Annotated in this window: 20 protein-coding genes; 9 read left to right on the top strand and 11 right to left on the bottom strand. The window is 71.0% G+C overall.

Features of this window, described 5'->3' with window-relative positions:
* Positions 1–40: 40 nt before the first annotated feature.
* Entirely contained in the window at positions 41–1,066 is a 1,026-nt protein-coding gene (locus EIY87_RS26795; protein WP_125312644.1) for an aldo/keto reductase, read from the bottom strand.
* A 100-nt stretch (positions 1,067–1,166) separates the two neighbouring features.
* Between EIY87_RS26795 and EIY87_RS26790 the strand changes: the two genes are divergently transcribed.
* From EIY87_RS26790 to EIY87_RS26780, 3 genes are read left to right on the top strand one after another with little or no spacing between them, the layout of a single operon-like run.
* Positions 1,167–2,030, top strand: a complete 864-nt coding sequence (locus tag EIY87_RS26790; RefSeq protein WP_125312643.1) for a helix-turn-helix domain-containing protein — start codon at positions 1,167–1,169, stop codon at positions 2,028–2,030.
* Positions 2,031–2,081: 51 nt separating this feature from the next.
* Entirely contained in the window at positions 2,082–3,761 is a 1,680-nt protein-coding gene (locus EIY87_RS26785; protein ID WP_125312642.1) for a PstS family phosphate ABC transporter substrate-binding protein, read from the top strand.
* A 40-nt stretch (positions 3,762–3,801) separates the two neighbouring features.
* Positions 3,802–5,334 (top strand): ATP-dependent DNA ligase, encoded by a 1,533-nt coding sequence (locus EIY87_RS26780; RefSeq protein ID WP_125312641.1) that lies wholly within the window; start codon positions 3,802–3,804, stop codon positions 5,332–5,334.
* A gap of 74 nt (positions 5,335–5,408) precedes the next feature.
* On the opposite strand, the gene EIY87_RS26775 is transcribed toward EIY87_RS26780, so the two are convergent.
* From EIY87_RS26775 to EIY87_RS26765, 3 genes are all read right to left on the bottom strand, one after another.
* The gene (locus EIY87_RS26775; protein WP_125312640.1) at positions 5,409–5,783 is read right to left on the bottom strand and encodes a hypothetical protein; all 375 of its coding nucleotides are present in this window, start codon (positions 5,781–5,783) and stop codon (positions 5,409–5,411) included.
* Positions 5,780–6,127, bottom strand: coding sequence for a hypothetical protein (locus EIY87_RS26770; protein WP_125312639.1), 348 nt, complete (start codon positions 6,125–6,127; stop codon positions 5,780–5,782). The genes EIY87_RS26775 and EIY87_RS26770 overlap by 4 nt, the downstream gene beginning before the upstream one ends.
* A 180-nt stretch (positions 6,128–6,307) precedes the next feature.
* A complete protein-coding gene (locus EIY87_RS26765) occupies positions 6,308–7,129 on the bottom strand; it encodes an NBR1-Ig-like domain-containing protein (RefSeq protein WP_125312638.1) in 822 nt (273 codons plus the stop codon).
* 92 nt (positions 7,130–7,221) lie between these two features.
* On the opposite strand from EIY87_RS26765, the gene EIY87_RS26760 reads away from it, so the two are divergent.
* Entirely contained in the window at positions 7,222–7,824 is a 603-nt protein-coding gene (locus EIY87_RS26760) for a Pr6Pr family membrane protein (protein WP_125312637.1), read from the top strand.
* Here the strand turns inward: EIY87_RS26760 and EIY87_RS26755 are convergent.
* Positions 7,796–9,016, bottom strand: a complete 1,221-nt coding sequence (locus tag EIY87_RS26755; RefSeq protein ID WP_125312636.1) for an NADH:flavin oxidoreductase/NADH oxidase family protein — start codon at positions 9,014–9,016, stop codon at positions 7,796–7,798. The genes EIY87_RS26760 and EIY87_RS26755 overlap by 29 nt on opposite strands.
* Before the next feature lie 97 nt (positions 9,017–9,113).
* Here EIY87_RS26755 and EIY87_RS26750 point away from each other — a divergent pair, with 97 nt between their 5' ends.
* A complete protein-coding gene (locus tag EIY87_RS26750) occupies positions 9,114–9,737 on the top strand; it encodes an MBL fold metallo-hydrolase (protein ID WP_125312635.1) in 624 nt (207 codons plus the stop codon).
* Here EIY87_RS26750 and EIY87_RS26745 read toward each other — a convergent pair.
* Positions 9,734–10,201, bottom strand: coding sequence for a DUF309 domain-containing protein (locus EIY87_RS26745; protein WP_125312634.1), 468 nt, complete (start codon positions 10,199–10,201; stop codon positions 9,734–9,736). The genes EIY87_RS26750 and EIY87_RS26745 overlap by 4 nt on opposite strands.
* A gap of 43 nt (positions 10,202–10,244) precedes the next feature.
* On the opposite strand from EIY87_RS26745, the gene guaB1 reads away from it, so the two are divergent.
* A complete protein-coding gene (guaB1, locus tag EIY87_RS26740) occupies positions 10,245–11,684 on the top strand; it encodes a GMP reductase (RefSeq protein WP_125312633.1) in 1,440 nt (479 codons plus the stop codon).
* Between the two features lie 63 nt (positions 11,685–11,747).
* Here the strand turns inward: guaB1 and EIY87_RS26735 are convergent, their stop codons facing one another.
* Positions 11,748–13,040: a PhoH family protein gene (locus EIY87_RS26735; RefSeq protein WP_125312632.1), complete on the bottom strand. Its 1,293-nt coding sequence runs from the start codon at positions 13,038–13,040 to the stop codon at positions 11,748–11,750.
* A gap of 722 nt (positions 13,041–13,762) precedes the next feature.
* Between EIY87_RS26735 and EIY87_RS26730 the strand changes: the two genes are divergently transcribed.
* Positions 13,763–14,011: a hypothetical protein gene (locus EIY87_RS26730; RefSeq protein WP_086683841.1), complete on the top strand. Its 249-nt coding sequence runs from the start codon at positions 13,763–13,765 to the stop codon at positions 14,009–14,011.
* A gap of 50 nt (positions 14,012–14,061) precedes the next feature.
* Here EIY87_RS26730 and EIY87_RS26725 read toward each other — a convergent pair whose 3' ends face one another.
* A complete protein-coding gene (locus tag EIY87_RS26725; RefSeq protein WP_191984275.1) occupies positions 14,062–14,838 on the bottom strand; it encodes an isoprenyl transferase in 777 nt (258 codons plus the stop codon).
* A gap of 112 nt (positions 14,839–14,950) precedes the next feature.
* On the opposite strand from EIY87_RS26725, the gene trhA reads away from it, so the two are divergent.
* Entirely contained in the window at positions 14,951–15,592 is a 642-nt protein-coding gene (gene trhA / locus EIY87_RS26720) for a PAQR family membrane homeostasis protein TrhA (protein WP_125313536.1), read from the top strand.
* A 66-nt stretch (positions 15,593–15,658) separates the two neighbouring features.
* On the opposite strand, the gene EIY87_RS26715 is transcribed toward trhA, so the two are convergent.
* Entirely contained in the window at positions 15,659–16,132 is a 474-nt protein-coding gene (locus tag EIY87_RS26715; RefSeq protein ID WP_125312631.1) for a carboxymuconolactone decarboxylase family protein, read from the bottom strand.
* Between the two features lie 289 nt (positions 16,133–16,421).
* Between EIY87_RS26715 and EIY87_RS26710 the strand changes: the two genes are divergently transcribed.
* Positions 16,422–17,258 (top strand): PRC and DUF2382 domain-containing protein, encoded by an 837-nt coding sequence (locus tag EIY87_RS26710; protein ID WP_125312630.1) that lies wholly within the window; start codon positions 16,422–16,424, stop codon positions 17,256–17,258.
* Positions 17,259–17,305: 47 nt separating this feature from the next.
* Here EIY87_RS26710 and EIY87_RS26705 read toward each other — a convergent pair whose 3' ends face one another.
* The gene (locus EIY87_RS26705) at positions 17,306–17,764 is read right to left on the bottom strand and encodes a hypothetical protein (RefSeq protein WP_125312629.1); all 459 of its coding nucleotides are present in this window, start codon (positions 17,762–17,764) and stop codon (positions 17,306–17,308) included.
* Positions 17,765–17,866: 102 nt separating this feature from the next.
* Positions 17,867–19,756: an acyl-CoA dehydrogenase family protein gene (locus tag EIY87_RS26700; protein ID WP_125312628.1), complete on the bottom strand. Its 1,890-nt coding sequence runs from the start codon at positions 19,754–19,756 to the stop codon at positions 17,867–17,869.
* Positions 19,757–19,803 lie beyond the last annotated feature (47 nt).

Raw genomic sequence — 19,803 nt, 5'->3', positions numbered from 1 at the left:
GCTTCTTTCCTAGGGAAAGTGGCAATCAGGTCAGGACCCGCTACCGCCGGCGCAGGTGCTTGTCCGCCAGCGCCGGCGGGGTGTAGTCCTTTTCGGCCGGGTTCAGGTCCGTGCCCGGCGGGACGATCTCGTCGATCCGGTCCAGCACTTCGGCGTCGAGGACGAGGTCCGCGCCCGCCAGCAGGTCGTCGAGCTGCGCCGGGGTGCGCGGGCCGATGATCGCCGACGTCACGCCCGGGTGTGCCCGGACGAACGCCGTCGCCAGGTGGGTCAGCGGCCGGCCCAGGTCGTCGGCCAGCTTCTTCAGCTGCGCGATCGCCTCGAACTTGACGGCGTTGGCGGGCAGCGCCGGGTCGAACTTGTGCACCTGCAGCGTCTTGCGCCCCTCGGAAAGGTCCACATCGGACGGTTTGGTGTACCGGCCGGAGAGCCAGCCGCTGGCCAGCGGGCTCCAGGTGAGCACGCCCATGCCGTACTTCTGCGCGGTCGGCAGCACCGCGGCCTCGATCGCGCGGTTGAAGATGGAGTACGGCGGCTGCTCGGCCCGGAACCGCGCCAGGCCGCGCTTTTCCGCCACCCACTGGGCTTCCACGATCTGCTCGGCCGGGAAGTCCGACGAGCCGATCGCACGCACCTTCCCCGCCCGCACGAAGTCCGTGAGCACCGAAAGCGTTTCCTCGATGTCGGTCGTGGGATCCGGCCGGTGCACCTGGTAGAGGTCGATGTAGTCGGTGTCGAGCCGCCGCAGGCTGTCGTCGAGGGCCCGGGTCAGCCAGCGCCGGGACAGGCCGCCCTGGTTGGGGTCGTCGCCCATCCGGAAGAAGCCCTTGGTGGCCAGCACGACGTCGTCGCGGCGGCCCTTGAGCGCCTTGCCGACGATCCGCTCGTTCTCGCCGTGGCTGTACATGTCCGCGGTGTCCCAGAAGTTGACGCCCGCGTCGAGCGCGGTGCGCAGCATCCGGACACCCTCGTCGTGGTCCGGGTTGCCCCACTGCCCGAGCATCATGGCGCCGAACGCGTACTCGCTGACCGAGATCCCCGTGCCGCCCAGAATTCGTCGTTCCATGGGCTCCACCCTGCTGGCGGAAGAAGCACCGGACCAGGTCACGCCCAACCTGGGTCCGGCAGTACCAGGCGGGGCCGCGCGAGCCGGGGATACTGGGGGCATGAGTGACGCAGCCGAGCTGGGCGCCTTCCTGAAGGCGCGCCGCGCCGCACTGGATCCCGCGGACCTGGGCCTGCCGCCCGGGATCACGCAGCGGCGGGTCAAGGGCCTGCGCCGTGAGGAGCTGGCGCAGCTGGCCGGGATCAGCGTCGACTACTACACGCGGCTGGAGCAGGGCCGCGCGAAGAACGTCTCGGACGCGGTCCTCGACGCGCTGGCCCGCGCGCTGCGGCTCAACCCCGGCGAAGAGGCCTACCTGCACAATCTCGCCGCGCCGAAACGCCGGGACGGGCACGCGCCGCAGCGGGTCCGGCCCGAACTGCAGCAGTTGCTCGACGCCATCCAGGTGCCCGCGTTCGTCTTCGGGCGGTACCTGGACGTGCTCGCGTGGAACGCGCTCGGCGGCGCCGTCGCGTTCGCCTTCGCCGACCTCGAAGAGCGCAACATGCCGAAGCTCGTCTTCACCGACGAACGCGCGAGGCAGCTGCACCCGGAGTACGACGCGGTCTGCCGCGAGCTCGTCGCGAACCTGCGCGCGGAGAGCGGCCGGCATCCCGGCGACCCGCGGTTCGCCCGGCTGATCGGCGAACTTTCGCTGGCCAGCGAGCAGTTCCGGAAGCTGTGGGCCGAGCACGCCGTGCGGGAGAAGGCGCAGGGCTGGAAGGTCCTGATGAACCCCGTCGTCGGCGAGCTGCGGTTGCGCTACGAGACACTGCGGCTGCCCCAGGACCCCGACCAGGCGATAGTCGTCTACCACGCCGAACCCGGGTCCGAAACCGAACGCGCGCTCGGCCTGCTGGCCAGCTGGATCGCCACCGATGAACGGCCGGTGAACACTCGGTCGTCGTCACCCCACGCCGGCTGAGGCCTGCCTACGCTGCTCTACCTGGGGAGCCGGGGGTAGAGGAGCAGCACGGTGGGTGTCGGCGCGACCATGCAATCCCTCGCCGAAATCCTGAGCTCCGACTCCGGCAGCCTCGTCCTCGGCATCGCCGCGCTGGTCGCGATCGCCGCGCCGTTCATCGACCGCTACTTCATCCGCCGCCGCCGGCTGACGTTCCGGGTGCTCTACAACTCCAAGATCGGGCTGTCCCCGATCGACCTGCACGACGGCGAAAACGGCTCGGCGCAGGCGGCCCCGCAGCTCGAACAGGTCGGGCGGCTGCTCGACCGGATGAGCATCGTCGTCATCCGGATCCACAACACCGGCGGGTTCGACATCGCGCCCGGCGACTTCGAGATCCCGCTGTCGTTCACCTTCGGCAGCCGGATCGTCTGGGACGCGCGGGTGTCCGACGCGACCGACGACGGCCTGCGCCAGCACGTCCGCGACGGCCTCGAGTTCTTCACGCGCGAGACCCCGCAGCGGCCGGTCGAAGCCGTGAAGCTGTCCCGCGTGCGCGCGTGGCTGCCGAAGCGGTTCGCCGGTCTGGCCGCGGCCGAACCGCCGCCGGAGGCTCCGGACTGGCACGGCGTCCGGCTCGCCAAGCTTTCCTTGAAGCGCAAGGAAAAGTTCAAGCTGGTCGTCGTGCTGCGCGAGTCCGACGAGCACGACGGCGAGATCAGCAAGGAGATCGACCACCACGCGCGGCTCGCCGCCGGCCGGATCAAGGACGACCGCAAGCAGCGCCGGTTCGGCTGGCCGGTCATCACGACGGCCGTCGGTGTGCTGCTGACCGGCGCCCTGCTGGCCACGCTGCTCGTCTCGTGGTCCCGGCCGAGCACCTCCGCGCAGTGCGCCACCGGGAAGCTGTCGGTCGAGGGCTCGAGCGCGTTCGTCCCGATCATCGACAGCATCGCCGCCGAGTACCACGGCCAGTGCGACGGGGCCGCCATCACGACGCGCGCGACCGGCAGCGTCACCGGGGTCCGCGCGCTCGCCCCGGTCGACGCCGCGAACAGGAACGGGCTGGCGGTGCTGTCGGACGGCCGGTCCGGGGAAGCCGGGCCCGACCTGGAAGCGAAGGCCGTCGCGGTCGTCGTCTACAGCCTGGTCGTCAACCGCGCGGCCGGCGTCGACAAGCTGACGACCCAGCAGGTCGAGGACATCTTCAGCGGCCGGGTGCGGAACTGGGACCAGCTGCGGCCGGGGCCGTCGGTGCCGATCGGGATCGTCGGGCGCGGGCAGGAGTCGGGCACGCGCAAGACGTTCGAGCAGAAGGTGCTCGGCGGCGCGGAGGACCGGCTGACCTCGGACTCGTGCCGCAAGCCGGAGCGCGACCCGGCCGCGGCGACCACCCGCTGCGAGCGCGGCACGACCGCCGAGGTGCTGACCGAGGTCGCGAACGTGCCCGGCGCGATCGGGTACGCCGACGTCCCGGCGGCCAAAATCGCAGCCGCCCGTGACCAGCAGGTCGGCGTCGTGCAGCTCGACGGGCACTACCCGGACGTCACGACGATCGCCGCCGGCTACCGGTTCTGGACCGTCGAGTACCTGTACACGAAGGGCGTCCCGGACGGCGAGAGCGTGCTGAAGCGGTTCCTCGACTACCTGGCCGGCCCGACCGCCCGAGCCGAGCTGCAGGACGCCGGGTACACCCCCTGCGTGACCAAGGACGGTCTGCTCGACCCCCTCTGCACCAGGGGAGACATCTAGCCGTCCGGAAATTGTCGGTGGTTCGGGTCATGATGTCCGGGTGTTGCTGAGCGAGTTGGTCCGGGTGTCCGCCGAGCTGGCGGCGACGAGGTCCAGGAAGGCGAAGATCGCCCTCCTGGCCGCGGTGCTGCGCGCGGCCGAGTTCACCGAGCTGGCCACGGTGATCGCGTACCTGACCGGGCAGACGGCGCAGGACCGGCTGGGTGCGGGCTGGCGCACCCTGGCCGGGCTCGGCGCGTCACCCGCGCCGGAGCCCACCATCACGGTGCTGGAGGTGGACGCGGCCTTGACGGAGGCCGCGGGCGTAGCGGCGGGCACCGGCTCGTCGACACGGCGGCAGGACGTCCTGCGGGCGTTGTTCGTCCGGCTCACCGAGGCGGAGCAGCAGTTCCTGTTCCGGCTGGTCACCGGTGAGCTGCGGCAGGGCGCGCTCGAAGGCGTGATGGTCGACGCCGTCGCGGCCGCGGCCGAGGTGCCCGCCGAGGACGTGCGGCGGGCGTTCATGCTGTCCGGGAAGCTGGGCGTCACCGGGGTCGCGGCGATGACCGGCGGGCAGGCCGCGCTGGCGGAGTTCCGGCTCGCGCTCGGTACGCCGGTCAAGCCGATGCTGGCGTCGCCGGCGGAATCGCTGGAGGAGGCCGTCGCCGAGCACGCCGAAGCGATCGTCGAGTACAAGATGGACGGTGCGCGGATCCAGGTGCACCGGCAGGGTGACGAGGTGCACGTCTGGACGCGGACGTTGCGCGAGATCACCGGCAGCGTCCAGGAGCTGGTCGAGCTGGTGCGGGCGCTGCCGTGCGAATCGGTGGTGCTGGACGGCGAAACGCTCGCACTGACCGACGCGGGGCGGCCGCGGCCGTTCCAGGACACGATGAGCCGGTTCGGCAGCACCCGCGAGGAGCAGGTGAAGGCGCTGCTGCTGCGGCCGTACTTCTTCGACTGCCTGCACCTCGACGGCGTCGACCTGCTGGACGCGCCGCTGTCCGAACGCAACGCGGCGCTGCGGAAGGTCGCCGGGGCGCACGTGATCCCGGGCGAGGTGGGCGTTTCGCGCGCCGCCGAAGTACTGGAGGCGGCGATGGACGCCGGGCACGAAGGGGTGATGGTCAAGGACCTCGCGTCGCCGTACGCGGCCGGGCGGCGCGGGCGGGCGTGGCTGAAGGTCAAGCCGGTGCACACGATCGACCTGGTGGTGCTCGCGGCGGAGTGGGGGCACGGCAGGCGCACGGGCAAGCTGTCCAACCTCCACCTCGGCGCCCGCGACCCGGACGGCGGCCCGCCGATCATGGTGGGCAAGACGTTCAAGGGCATGACCGACGAGCTGCTGGCGTGGCAGACGACGAGGTTCCAGGAGATCGAGACCCACCGCGACGACTGGACGGTGTACGTGCGGCCCGAGGTGGTGGTGGAGATCGAGCTGGACAGCGCCCAGGTTTCGACGCGCTACCCCGGCGGGCTGGCGCTGCGGTTCGCCCGGGTCGTCCGCTACCGCCCGGACAAGGAGCCGGCCGACGCGGACACGATCGACACCGTCCGCGGCCTCCTGCACGGCGACCGGTCGGAAGGGAGCTGACCACGAAGGTCCTGATCAGGACGTTCCTGGCAGGACGGCGCCCCGGTGCACCACACCGGGGCACCCCCCCGGGGTCAGTAGCAGCGATCCGACCGGATCGCGTAGGTGTAGTTGTTGGACAGGTTGGACGTCACCTCGAAGCGGATCTTGTGGTACACGGGCGGGTCGCCGAGCACGCCGTGGGACACCGTGTGCTCCTTGCCCGGGGCGATCGCGCCGCTCCACAGGCCCTTGTCGAAGACGTCTTCGATGATCTGGACGAGCATCCCGCGGTAGTCGCTGTTGTGCACCGTGATGTCGATCTTCTGCCCGGAGCTCACCTCGACGACCTTCGTCGCGCCACCCATCAGCTGTCCGCCGGCGCACACCTTCGTCGCGGCGGACGCCGACGGCGCCACCGCCAGCGTCGCGACCAGTGCCACGACCGGGACCACGAGCCTGCGGATCATCGGTTCCCCACCTTCGTCTTGACCACGTTGGACGTCTCGGCGATGTCGATGCCGAACTTCATCGAGCCGCCGCAGTAGGCGTGCTTGCCGTTCTTGAAGTAGAGCGTCAGGTCGCCCGCGCACTCGAAGACGCGGATGTCCCACGTGCGCTCCCCCGGCCACAGGCAGATGGCGTCCTTGCCGGCGCGGCGCATCCAGCCGTGGTAGCCGGACTCGCACGTGATGATCGGATCACTCGCGACAGTCCTCGTCGCCGGAGCGGACGCCGACGCCGGGCCGGCCGGCAGCAGGCCCGCGGCGAGCGCGGCTCCCGTGACGGCCGCGATCCTCAGATACGGACGCATGGATTTCCTTCCCCTGCAAGAAAAGATGAAATGGATTCGCCCAGGAGATCCGGACACCGACGACGTTAAGGACCCGTGACGACGCCGGGGAAGACCTCCACCGGCCAGCTCCGCGCGCGAGCCAAACGAAGATCGTTCACGCAGGTCAGCGCTTTGGCCAGCGGGGCGGGAAAGCCAAATTCAGGGCACGATCCGGACCGAGAAGAAGACCGCGCGGGCGTCCGGCAGCAGCAGGTGCCCTTCGGAGTCGGCCATCTTCCAGTACACCTGGCAGTGCCCGGCCGCGGGCGGCGCCTGCACGTCGACGGAGATCCGCACGTGCTCGCCCGGCGCGGTGTAGGGGATCGGGACGCGCGCGGGCGTACGGCACTCGCCGGGGCTGCCGAACGAGCCCGAGCGGACGAGGTAGCGCCCGATCCATCCGACGGATCCGGCGTTGCGCAGCTCCCACGTCTTGACGAACCGGCTGCCGGCCGGGACCGCGGTGCCGTCGGGCACGGTCACGTCGGCGACGAACTCGGACACGTCGCCGGCGGCCGCGGGCTCTTCGGCCGAGAACGCGCCGCCGAAGAGGAGCGCCAGCGCGACCACGAGCACGATCGCGACGGCCGCCGCGAGCCCGTAGGCCGCCCACCGGCCGCGGGACGGACCGGGCTCGGCCACCTCCTCGACGGCCTCAGACGGCTCGCGGGCCTGCTCCCAGCAGCCGCGCCAGTCCAGTCGCACCGCCGTCTCGTCCTGCCCGAGCACGCCCACCGCGAGCACGCGCACGAACTCCCACGTCGTCTCCCAGCTGGGCAGGTGCTTCCCTCGGGCCGCGGCCGACAACGCCGACTTCGAGGCCAGCGCGCCCAGCTCGTCGCGCATCCGGTCGTAGGACGGGTCGCCCGCCGCGCGCTTCAGCTCCCACAGCCGGCGCGCGAACGCCGTGACCGGGCCGGTGTCCTCCGCGGGGCCCTGCGCGACCCGCCCGCGCCGTCCGGGGGTGCGTTCGACGTCCATCGCCGCCGAGGATAGGACGCGGACCGGGTGACCGGCGCTCCCCGATCGAGTGGTCCCGATCGAGGGGTCCACTGTGGAGCTAAGCTCCGGAAATGCGCAGCGAGAAGCTCACCCGCGCCTGGTTCGCGGTCACCGCCGTGGTCGCGCTGACCGGGCTCGTCAGCCAGGTCGTGGCCACCCCCACCACGAACGTGCTCTGCTTCTTCACCATCGACTCGAACCTTCTCGTCGCGCTCACCTCGGCGCTGGTCGCGCTCGGCCGGGCGCGCGGGCGCGTGTTCACCGTGCTCCTGCTCGACGCGCTGGTCGGCATCATCGTGACCGGCATCGTCTACCAGGTCGCCCTCGCCGGCCTGTACGAGCTGCACGGCCTGGCGTTCTTCGCCGACACCATGCTGCACAAGGTGACGCCGATCGTCTTCGTGCTCGGCTGGCTGCTCGCGGCGCCACGCGGCGTCCTGACCTGGAACACGGTCTGGTGGTCGCTGCTCTACCCGCTGGCCTGGCTCGCGTTCACCCTGCCGCGCGGCGCGCTCACCGGCTTCTACCCGTACCCGTTCGTCGACGCCGGCGTGCTCGGCTACGGCCAGGTGACGCTCAACTGCGTCTTCATCGGGCTCTTCTTCACCGCGCTCGCCGCGGGCGCGCGCTACTACGACCGCCGGCTCAGCCTCGCACCCGGCGAAACGCGTTGAGCCCGTCGGTCAGGCCGGCCTGCACCAGCGTCGGCAGCGCGCCGCGGCGGTCGACCGGCTTGCCCGCCGCGATCCGGTGCATCTGCCGGGTGTGCCACTGGATCTCGAGGAGGCTGTCGGCCAGCCGGACGCCGGTCTTCGGGCAACGCCGCTCGGCACGGGCGTCCTCACCGGCGAGCAGCCGCCCGGGCAGGTCCGGGTCGACGATCAGCGGCCGGCCGAGCCCGATGACGTCCAGCGCGCCGGAGCGCAGTGCCTCGGTCATCCCGCCCGGCGTCGCGAACCCGCCGGTGACCATCAGGGCGACGTCGGACACCGAACGCGCCTTCGCCGCGTAGTCCAGGAAGTACGCTTCGCGCGCCTGCGAGCTGGCTCGGCCCGAACCCATCATCGCGGCCTTCTCGTACGTTCCGCCCGACACTTCGAGCAGGTCCAGCCCGGTTTCGCCGAGCTCGCGCACGACCTCCAGGGACTCCTCCTCGGTGAAGCCGCCGCGCTGGAAGTCCGCGCTGTTGAGCTTCACCGCCACCGGGACGTCGTCGCCCACCGCCGCGCGCACGCGCCGCACGACCTCCAGCAGGAAGCGGCGCCGGCGGACCGCGTCGCCGCCCCAGTCGTCCGTGCGCAGGTTCGTCAGCGGCGAAAGGAACTGGGACACGAGGTAGCCGTGGGCGCCGTGGATCTGCACGCCGGTGAAGCCCGCTTCGACGAACGTGCGCGCCGCGACGGCGAAGCGTTCGACGATCGCTTCGATCTCTTCGCCGGTCAACGCGCGCGGAGCGGCGAAGGCGGTACGGATGCCGCGGTTGCCGAAGGGCACGGCGGACGGCGCCACCGGCTCGCGCGAGAGGTACCGCGGGCTCTGCCGGCCCGGGTGGTTCAGCTGCACCCACAGCCGCGTGCCGGTGCCCTCGACCGACCGCGCCCACGGCCGGTACCCGGCCGGATCCGGCGTGGCGGCGACGTTGCGCGGCTCACCGAGCGCGGCCGGGTCGACCATGACGTTCCCGGTGATCAGCGCGCCGGCGCCGCCGCGGGCCCAGGTGCGGTACAGCTCGGCCAGCTCGCGGGTGGGGGCGTTGCGGCGATCGCCGAGCTGCTCGCTCAGCGCCGACTTGACCAGGCGGTTCGGCAGCTCCGCGCCGCAGCGCAGTTTCAGCGGCTCCGCCAGGAGTTCCCGGGTCGCGGTCATCGCATGACTCCTCGAACTTACTCGGAGTAAGGTGACGCGACAGTAGCATACCGTTGGTATGTCATCTACCCGCCGAATGACCGTTAGGGTCGGGCGCATGACGGCGATCGTGCAGAACTTGGTGACGTCCGGTGTCTTCCGGCTCGACGGAGGCAGCTGGGACGTCGACAACAACGTGTGGCTGGTGGGCGACGACGCGGAAGTGATCGTGATCGACGCGGCCCACGACGCCAAGGCGATCGAAAACGTCGTCGGCGAGCGGAAGCTGGCCGCGATCGTCTGCACCCACGCGCACAACGACCACGTCAACGCCGCCCCGGACCTCGCCGACGCGACCGGCGCCCCGATCCTGCTCCACCCCGAAGACCGGGTCGTCTGGGACCTGACCCACCCCGATCGCGCCCCGGACGGCGAGCTGTCCGACGGCCAGGTCATCACCGTCGCCGGCACCGCGCTCCGCGTCATCCACACGCCCGGCCACGCCCCCGGCGCGGTCTGCCTCTACGCGGAGGAACTCGGCGTCCTGTTCACCGGCGACACCCTGTTCCACGGCGGCCCCGGTGCCACCGGACGGTCCTATTCGGACTACCCGACGATCGTGAAGTCCATCCGGGAGAAGCTCTTCACGCTCCCGGAGTCGACGAAGGTCCACACGGGCCACGGCGACGGCACGACGATCGGCGCGGAGAAGACCGCGTCGAGCGGCTGGGACCAGGCCTAAGCCGTCAGCCGCGGCGCGCTCGGCGACACCCGTACGCGCTGCTTCGCCTCTTCGGCCAGCTTGAGCGCCCACTCCCGCAGGCCCACCACGTCGATCCGGTGCGGCGGCTGGGCACGGAACGGCTCGATGTTCGCCGCGCCGCGCTCCAGCAGGGACGCCGCGCCGACGTTGTTCCCGCGGGCCGCGTGCGTCAGGCCCACCGCGAGCTGCGCGAGGCCGCGCCAGAGTTCGCGGTCGGGGCCGTCGGCGCTCTTCCACGCGTCTTCGAAGACCTCGTGCGCGTGGAACGGCTTGCCGTCGTCCAGCAGCCGCTGGGCTTCCGCAAGCGTTTGCGCCGGGGTCCGCACGATGCCCTCCGGCTGGCGTTCGACGCCGTCGGAGCCGTACGGCAGGGGCCGCCCGAGGCCGTCGCGCGGCCGCGCGTTGCGTGCCCGTCCTTCGTCGTCCCGGTCGCGGCGGCTCATGCCCTCGATCCTGCCACGGGCCGGGCAGGTAGTCTGGTGACTCGTGCGTTTCCTCGACGGCCACCGGCCCGCCCACGACCTGACCTACGACGACGTGTTCCTGCTGCCGAACCGTTCGGACGTGGAGTCCCGCTTCGACGTCGACCTCTCCACCGCGGACGGCACCGGCGCGACCATCCCGATCGTCGTCGCCAACATGACCGCGGTCGCCGGCCGCCGGATGGCCGAGACCGTCGCCCGGCGCGGCGGCCTCGTCGTCCTTCCCCAGGACGTCGACCCCGACGCCGTCACCGAGATCGTCGGCTGGGTCAAGAGCCGCCACACCGTGTGGGACACCCCGCTGGTCCTGACCGGCGGCGACGCCGTGGCCGACGCCCTCAACCTGGTCCACAAGCGCGCCCACGGCGCTGTCGTGGTCGTGGACGGCGAAGGCCGGCCGGTCGGCATCGTCGACGAAGCCGCCTGCGCGGGCGTCGACCGCTTCGCGCGGCTCGCCGACGTCGCCCAGCCCGCCACCGTCGCGGTGCCGCTGAGCACGCCGTCACGCGAGGTCTTCGAGCTGCTGCACACCAATGGTGCGAACCTGGCCCTCGGCTTGGACGCCGACGGCCGCCTCGCCGGCGTGCTGACCGCCGTCGGGGCGCTGCGCGCGGACATCTACACGCCGGCGGTCGACAGCGCGGGCAAGCTGCGCGTCGCCGCCGCGATCGGCGTCAACGGCGACGTCGCGGCGAAGGCCGAAGCGGTCCTGAACGCCGGCGTCGACGTGCTGGTCGTCGACACCGCGCACGGCCACCAGGAGAAGATGATCGCCGCGCTGAAGGCGGTCCGGTCGGTGTCGCCGCAGGTCCCGGTCGTCGCCGGGAACGTGGTCACCGCGGAGGGGACGCGCGACCTGATCCAGGCCGGCGCGGACGTCGTCAAGGTCGGCGTCGGGCCGGGCGCGATGTGCACGACCCGGATGATGACCGGCGTCGGCCGCCCGCAGTTCTCCGCGGTCGCCGACTGCGCGGCCGCCGCGCGCGAGCTGGGCAAGCACGTCTGGGCCGACGGCGGGGTCCGCCACCCGCGCGACGTCGCGCTGGCGCTGGCCGCCGGCGCGTCCGCGGCGATGGTCGGCTCGTGGTTCGCCGGCACCTACGAATCCCCCGGCGACCTGCGGTTCGACGAGCAGGGCCGGCCCTACAAGGAGTCGTTCGGCATGGCGTCGAAGCGCGCGGTGGGCGCGCGGACGCGCACGGACAACTCGTTCGACCGCGCGCGGAAGGCGCTGTTCGAGGAGGGCATCTCGTCGTCGCGGATGTCGCTCGACCCGCAGCGCCCGGGCGTCGAGGACCTGCTCGACTCGATCGGCTCCGGCGTCCGCTCGTCGTGCACCTACGCGGGCGCGCGCACCCTGGAGGAGTTCCACGAGCGCGCGCTGCTGGGCGTCCAGTCGGCGGCCGGTTTCGCCGAAGGCCGCCCCCTCCCCTCGGGCTGGTAAAAGCCGTGAAGGCCTCCTTACCGGCATTTATGACCGGTAAGGAGGCCTTCACGGACTGGGGGTCTAGCCGTGGTCTTCAAGCATTTCGGTGACCAGGGCGGCGATCGGGGAGCGTTCGGAGCGCGTCAGCGTGACGTGCGCGAACAGCGGGTGGCCCTTCAGCTTCTCGATCACCGCCGAGACGCCGTCGTGGCGCCCGACGCGCAGGTTGTCGCGCTGGGCGACGTCGTGCGTGAGCACCACCCGGGACGCCGTGCCGAGCCGCGAAAGCACGGTCAGGAGCACGTTGCGCTCCAGTGACTGCGCCTCGTCGACGATGACGAACGCGTCGTGCAGCGAGCGGCCGCGGATGTGGGTCAGCGGGAGCACCTCGAGCATGCCGCGGTCGAAGACCTCGTCGAGGACCTCCTGGCTGACCAGCGCGCCGAGGGTGTCGAACACCGCCTGCGCCCACGGCTGCATCTTCTCGCTCTCGGACCCGGGCAGGTAGCCGAGGTCCTGGCCGCCGACCGCGTAGACCGGGCGGAACACCACGACCTTGCGGTGCTGACGGCGTTCCATCACCGCCTCCAGGCCGGCGCACAGCGCGAGCGCCGACTTGCCGGTGCCGGCGCGGCCGCCGAGCGACACGATGCCGACGTCGGAGTCGAGGAGCAGGTCGAGCGCGACGCGCTGCTCGGCGCTGCGGCCGTGCAGGCCGAACGCCTCGCGGTCGCCGCGGACCAGCCGGATGCGCTTGTCCGCCGTGATCCGCCCCAGCGCGCTGGACGTGCCCGCGAGCAGCCGCAGCCCGGTGTGGCAGGGCAGCGCCGCGAGCTCGTCCATGCCCCACTCGACGGGGTCGACGGTGGCGCCGCCGAACAGCGTGTCCAGCACCTCCTGCTGGACGTCGACGTCCGCCATGCCGGTCCAGCCGGACGGCGTCACCTCCTGCGCGCGGTACTCGTCCGCCTCGAGACCGACGGCCCCGGCCTTGACCCGCAGCGGGATGTCCTTCGTGACCAGCGTGACCGCCTGGTTCTCCGCCGCGAGGTTGAGCGCGCAGGCGAGGATGCGGTGGTCGTTGGAGTCGGTCCGGAACCCCGACGGGAGCACCGACGGGTCCGAGTGGTTCAGCTCCACCTGCAACGTGCCGCCGTGGTCCCCGATGGGGAGCGGCGCGTCGAGCCGGCCGTACTGGCGGCGCAGGTCGTCGAGCATGCGCAGGGATTCCCTGGCGAACCAGCCCAGCTCCGGGTGGTGGCGCTTGGCCTCCAGTTCACTGATCACGACCAGCGGAAGCACGACGGCATGCTCGGCGAAGCGGGTGACCGCCCACGGGTCCGACAAGAGGACCGACGTGTCGAGCACGTACATGTGCTGCTGGGATTCGGGCGAGGTCGAGGCTTTCTCCGGGCCAGGAACGGCACCGGTCGAAGAGTGGCCAGAGGCCTTACGGGGCAAACGCTGCGCAGTCACGACGGCATCTCCCTCGAGGGCGTGTGCACCTCACGCCCGCACTCGCTGGGCCGGGCACCTCCCTGGCTGGACCACTCCTCCTGACCTGGGTCAGGTGGCGCGGCCACGAGGGCCGGGTGCCGGCCCCCTCGTGCGTCTCGTGGGCGGCTGCGCCGCCCCCTCGATCACCGTCACGACCAGGGCCTCCCGCGAGGACCCGCACGGAACGCGCGTCCTCTCTTCGGACGGTACCCACGAATGCCGGAACGCGCAGGGAGCCAACACGGTGATTCGCCAGATCGTCACCTCACTGTCGGTCGTCCGACATCGACGACCCGTGACGACTACCGTGGGTCACCGCCATCTCGATCGATGCACACCCGGCGGAATGATCTTGGCGAAATCGCTGACCCGTTGTATTCACAAGATCGATTGACGGGCTTTTACCACGCTCGGGTACCCCGCGCATTTTACGCCGCCCAGAGAGAACCGGTCCGGGTGAAAGCGCCTGCTACAGGCTCACACAATGGGCGTACAAGCCGTACGAGGCGTCCGTTAAGCGAGTAATTTTCTTGCTGCGGGACACACCACCGGACCCCCGGTGCCCCGGATCCCAACAGTTCTACCTAGGAGTGTGCGAAGTGCTGAAGAAGGCTGGTTTCGTCGCCGCCACCGCTGCGGGTCTCATGATGATCGGCAGCACCGCGTTCGCCGCGACGGGCGACACGACGGGCACGCCGGACCCGACGTTCGGCGACGCCTACGCCACGTTCATCGAGGGCGGCGGCGCCCTGGGCTACGGTGCGGCCTCCCTGGTCGCCGGCGCCTACACGGGCATCGCCACCACCCCGGCGCTGATCCTGCACTCGCTGGAGCACCACCACCACTGAGTGTGGCGCGCGAAGGGCCCCGGAGTCCGCTCCGGGGCCCTTCGCCGCGTTCAGGAACCGAACCGCCGGTGCCGCCAGGCGTAGTCGCGCATGGCACGCAAGAAGTCGACCCGGCGAAATGCCGGCCAATACGCTTCGGTGAACCAGAATTCCGAGTGCGCGGATTGCCAGAGCAGGAATCCGGAAAGGCGTTGTTCTCCCGAAGTGCGGATGATGAGGTCCGGATCCGGCTGCCCCGAGGTGTAGAGGTGCTCGGAGATGTGGTCGACGTCGAGGATTTTCGCGAGCTCGTGAATGGTCGTGCCCTCGTCGGCGTGCTGGAGCAGCAGCTTGCGCACGGCGTCCGCGATTTCCTGGCGCCCGCCGTAACCGACCGCGACGTTGACCTCCATCCCGGTCCGCCCCTCGGTGCGCGCGGCGGCTTCGCTGAGTCGCTTGGCGACCTCGCCGGGTAGCAGGTCGAGCGCCCCGACGATCCGCAGCCGCCACGGCGTCCCGGGCGCGGCGAGCTCGTCGGTGACGTCGGTGATGATCTTCAGCAGCGGCGTGAGCTCGTCCGGATCGCGGTTGAGGTTGTCGGTCGAGAGCAGCCACATGGTGACGACCTCGACGTCGGCCTCCTGGCACCAGCTCAGGAAGTCCGCGATCTTCTTCGCGCCGGCCCGGTGCCCGTCCGCGACGTCCGTGAAGCCCGCTTCACGGGCCCAACGGCGGTTGCCGTCGAGCATGATCGCGATGTGCCGGGGATGCCGGCCCGCGGCCTGCTGGATGAGGCGTCGGCCGTAGACGCTGTACACGACGTCGGACAAGAAGGAGCGCACACTCACGTCGAAGCAGCCTACGCACCCGATGTGAGGCGCGTGACTGAGCACTGCTGGAGAACCTACGGTCCCGTAACCTGGAAGGGTGAGCCTGACGACGGAACCGCCCGAGCCGGTAGTGGACCTCCGCCCGCGCCTGCGCGGCCACATCCACTTCTGGACCTTCTTCGGCGCTCTCGCCGCGGCGGCGGCGCTGATCAGCCTGGCGGCGTCCACAGTGTCCCCGGTGGCGGCGCTCGCGACGTCGGTCTACGGCCTGACCGTGCTCGGCCTGTTCGGCGTGAGCGCGTTGTACCACCGCCGGTTGTGGAGCCCCCGCGCGTACAAGTGGATGAAGCGCGCGGACCACTCGATGATCTTCCTGTTCATCGCGGGCACGTACACGCCGTTCACGCTGCTGGCGATGTCCAAGCCGACGGGCTACGTGATCCTGTCCATCGTCTGGGGCGGCGCGATCGCGGGCGTGGCGCTGAAGATGCTGTGGCCGCACGCGCCGCGCTGGCTCGGCGTGCCGATCTACATCGCGCTGGGCTGGGTCGCGGTGTTCGTCTTCCCGGAACTGCTCTCGCACGCCGGCGTCGCGGCCTTGGTGCTGCTGTGCGTGGGCGGCCTGTTCTACACGCTCGGGGCGGCGTTCTACGGCTTCAAGTGGCCGAACCACTGGCCGGAGACGTTCGGGTACCACGAGTACTTCCACGCGTGCACGGTGCTGGCGGCGGTTTCGCACTACATCGCGATCTGGCTGGCCATGTACGCCTAAGGCCCGCCCCGCCGAGCAGGGCCTCGCTCGCACTCCCCAGCGAACGAAGCCCCTCGGCGGCCGGCTTCAGCCGAACATGCCCGGCTGGTACTCGCCCGCCGGGTTCTGGACGATCACGTTCAGGCGGTTCCAGGCGTTGATCATCGCGATCAGCGAGATCAGCGCGCCGATCTGCTCGTCGTCGAAGTGCTTGCGGACCTCCGACCACGTCGTGTCGCTGACGCCCGTGTGCGCGTCCGCCAGGCGGGTCGCCTCCTCCGTCAGCGCCAGGGCCGCGCGCTCGGCCTCGGTGAAGACCACCGCTTCGCGCCACGCCGCCACCATCGCCAGGCGGACCGCCGTCTCGCCCGCGGCCGCCGCGTCCTTCGTGTGCATGTCGAGGCACATGCCGCAGCCGTTGATCTGGCTGGCCCGGATCTTCACCAGCTCCTGCGTCGCCTTCGGCAGCGAGGACTCCTCGACCGGGTGGGACGCCGCGATCAGCCGCTTGACGAACTTCGCGGTGACCTCGTTCTCGAACATGTTGAGCCGCGCTTCCATCGTTCTTCCTTTCGTTCGGTTCACAGACATGACGACGGGGCTCCGGGCGTTGTGACAGCGGGCGGAGTGGCGCCGGTCACATCCACACGTTCGCGTCACGCGCGCCGTGTCGATCACGCGCCGCATGCCGGGTCAAGCCGCGGCGGGCACCACGCACTGGCCCGCCGGCGGCGCCTCAAACCAGCACGTTCGGGGGTCACCCACGGGGACACCACGATGGTTGCCGTGATCACCGGGCGGGCAGACCGTTGGCCAACGGACCCAACGCGCGAAAGGAGCAGCCACGACCATGCAGCCGCAGGAGCTCATCGACAGTGCCGTGGTCGACCCGGCGGGCAACAAGCTCGGCAAGGTCGGCACCGTCTACCTCGCCGACGCCACCCACCAGCCGGAGTGGATCACCGTCAAGACCGGTCTGTTCGGCACGAAGGAAAGCTTCGTGCCGCTCTCCGGTGCGCACACGGACAAGGACGGCGTGCACGTCCAGGTCGACAAGGACGCCGTCTCCGACGCGCCGCGCATCGACGCCGACGGGCACCTCTCGCCCGAGGAAAGCACGCGGCTCTACCAGCACTACGGCCTGCCCGTGCCGCGGACCTCACCCGACGGCCGGATGGGCGACCGGACGCAGGGCCGCGATCCGGCCATGGGCGGCACCGGCCGGGGCAAGGCCGGCACCGACGCCGCGAGCCGGGGCAAGCACGGCATGGACGCCGCGGGCCGCGGGAAACCGGGCATGGACACCGCGGGCCGCGGCACGGCCGACGAGGGCATGATCCGGTCCGAGGAACGGCTGAACGTCGGGACCGAGCAGGTCGAGACCGGGCACGTCCGGCTGCGCAAGTACGTCGTCACCGAGGACGAGCAGGTCACGGTCCCGGTGCGGCACGAAGAAGTGCGCGTCGAACGCGAGCCGATCACGCACGCCGAGGGGGAGGTCGAGATCGGCGAGGCCGAGCAGGACGTCACCCTCCACGCCGAGAAACCCGTGGTGCGCAAGGAAGCCGTGCCGGTCGAACGGGTGCGGCTGCGGACCGAGTCGGTCACCGACGAGGAGACCGTGTCCGGCAAGGTGCGCAAGGAGCAGTTCGAAGTCACCGACGACGAAGGCAAGCGCCGCCGCTGAAGCTCCGCGGCGGGTGGCCGGTCCCCGATGCCGGCCACCCGCCGCGGTCACGAATTCGCGTGCTGGAGGCGGGGCAGGCCCGCGATCAGCCGCAGCCCCTTCTTCCGCATCGACGGCGGGAACGGCGGCATCGACAGGGCCAGCACCTGGTCCCAGCCGTGGATGCGGAGCTCGAACTTCACCAGGAAGCCGCCTTTCGGCTCGGTGATCGCGACGTGCGTGCGCGGCACGCCGAAGAGCGCCTTGCCGGGGCCGCCGGTGTGCACGTCGGCTTCGAAGAACAGCAGCTGACGGTCGGTCAGCAGCAGGTAGAGCTCGCGCTGGGAAGTGATCGAGAACATCGTCCCGCCGCTCAGTACCGCGGTCGCGACGCTGAGCGCGAAGTGCTCGCCCAGCACCTTCCGCAGCGAGCCGACCTTGGCCATGGCGATCACTTCGGGCGTTTCGCCCGGTTGCATCATCGGTGCGGCGGTTTCGAGCAAACGTCTTTCGCGGCGTGCGCCCATCGCGGGTCCTTCGGGGAGTTCGGGAAGCGGACGCGCAAGGCTAGATCCCCGCTACCGCACCGGTTCCGCCGCCCCACCGAAGGATCCGCGCAAAACGTCCATTCAGGACTTGAGCATCGGCGCCGCCAGGAACTGCTCCGGGATCGCGAACGCGTCCACCAGGGCTCGCGCGTGCGGCCGAAGCTGCGCGCACAGGCCGTTCACCGCCGCGGTGACGGCCTTCCCGCGCGACGCCGTCAGGCGGCCGTGGCCCAGGAACCACGCCAGGTCCTCCTCGATCGCCGACAACGCGTACAGGTCGCAGACGCGCTCCAGCAGCGTGCGGGCGTCCGGGTCTTCGCAGCGCTCTATCGCCGCCGCGAACGCCGTCAGCACCAGGCGCTCGACGTGGACGCGACCGGCGCGCAGCACGTGGTCCTGCGCCGAGTTGAACACGCCGAACGGGTCCGAAGCCGCCTTGCGCAGGCGTTTCGCCACGCCCTCCACGACGTGTTCCTCGCGGTCCTCGAACAGCCGGAGCTGCCACTCGCGGCGGAAGAAGACCTCCGCGTCGGAGCCCTCGGTCAGCGCCTCGACGGCCTTGCGCGCCGACGTGCGCTCCAGGACCGCGCTGACCACCTGCTCGGCGAAGAACCGCGCGGTCGCCAGCGGCGAAAGATCTTGGAAGTCCTGCTTGTAACTGGTCAGGAGCCCCTTCGCGACCAGCTGCAGCAGCACCGTGTTGTCGCCCTCGAACGTCGTGAAGACGTCGGTGTCGGCCTTCAGCCCGGGCAGCAGGTTCTCCGCCAGGTAGCCCGCGCCGCCGCAGGCCTCGCGCGCCGCCTGGATCGTCGCGGTCGCGTGCCAGGTGTTGAGGGCCTTCAGCCCGGCCGCGCGCGACTCCAGCTCGCGCTGCTCCTCCTCGGGCGCCGACGAGTCGATGTCGTGCAGCTTCGACACCAGCTCTTCCTGCGCGAAGTGGAGGGCGTACGTCTTCGCCAGCGCCGGCAGCAGTTTCCGCTGGTGCGCCAGGTAGTCGAGGATGACGACCTCTTCGCCGTCCGGGGTCGCGAACTGGCGGCGGTGCTCGCCGTAGCGGATCGCCAGTGCCAGCGCGCGTTTCGTCGCGCTGCCCGCGCTGCCGCCGACGCTCACCCGGCCGCGGATCAGCGTGCCCAGCATCGTGAAGAACCGGCGGCTGTCGCTCTCGATCGGACTCGAATACGTCCCGTTCTCGTCGACGTCGCCGAAGCGGTTCAGCAAGGCCTCACGCGGGACGCGGACGTGGTCGAAGCTCAACCGTCCATTGTCGACTCCGTTGAGGCCGGCCTTCGGGCCGCAGTCCTCGATGGACACCCCGGGCAGCGGGTTCCCTTCGGTGTCGCGGATCGGCACCAGGAACGCGTGCACACCTCGCGACTCGCCACCGGTGATCAGCTGCGCGAAGACCACCGCCATCCGGCCGTCGCGAGCCGCGTTGCCGATGTATTCCTTCTGCGCCATGGGGTCCGGCGTGTGGACGACGAACCCGCCGTCCTCGTAGGTCGCGGTCGTGCGCAGGTGCTGGACGTCGGAGCCGTGCCCGTGCTCGGTCATCGCGAAGCACCCGAGCAGGTCGAGGTTCACGATCGAGCGCAGGTACCGCTCGTGGTGCCCCTCGGTGCCGAGCAGCTGGACGGCGCCGCCGAACAGTCCCCATTGGACACCGGCCTTGACCATCAGGGACAGGTCGCCGTAGCCCAGCATCTCGAACGACGTCACCGAACCGCCGACGTCGCCACCGCCGCCGTACGCCGGGTCGAAGCCCAGGCCGGGCCGGTCGGTCGCGGCGAGCGCGCGCAGCTGGTCGAGGACCTGCGCGCGGTGCGGCTCGGTGGCGAGGTCGATCGGGTCCCGGAACTCCGTGCCCGCCATCTGCGCCCGCACCCCGCGGCGCAGCTCGGCCCAGCGGCCGTCGAGCACGGCGGTCAGCGAGTCCGGGTCCACTTTCGACGGCACTTCGGGGACGTCCACGGCTACCTCCGGAAGGACTGACGGCAGGCTTCCTACTCGTTGGTAGT

This window comes from Amycolatopsis eburnea (assembly GCF_003937945.1).
In the GTDB taxonomy this organism is placed as follows: Bacteria; Actinomycetota; Actinomycetes; order Mycobacteriales; family Pseudonocardiaceae; genus Amycolatopsis; species Amycolatopsis eburnea.
Note: the sequence above shows the minus strand (reverse complement) of the source record. Positions and strands in the feature narration are given on the sequence as shown.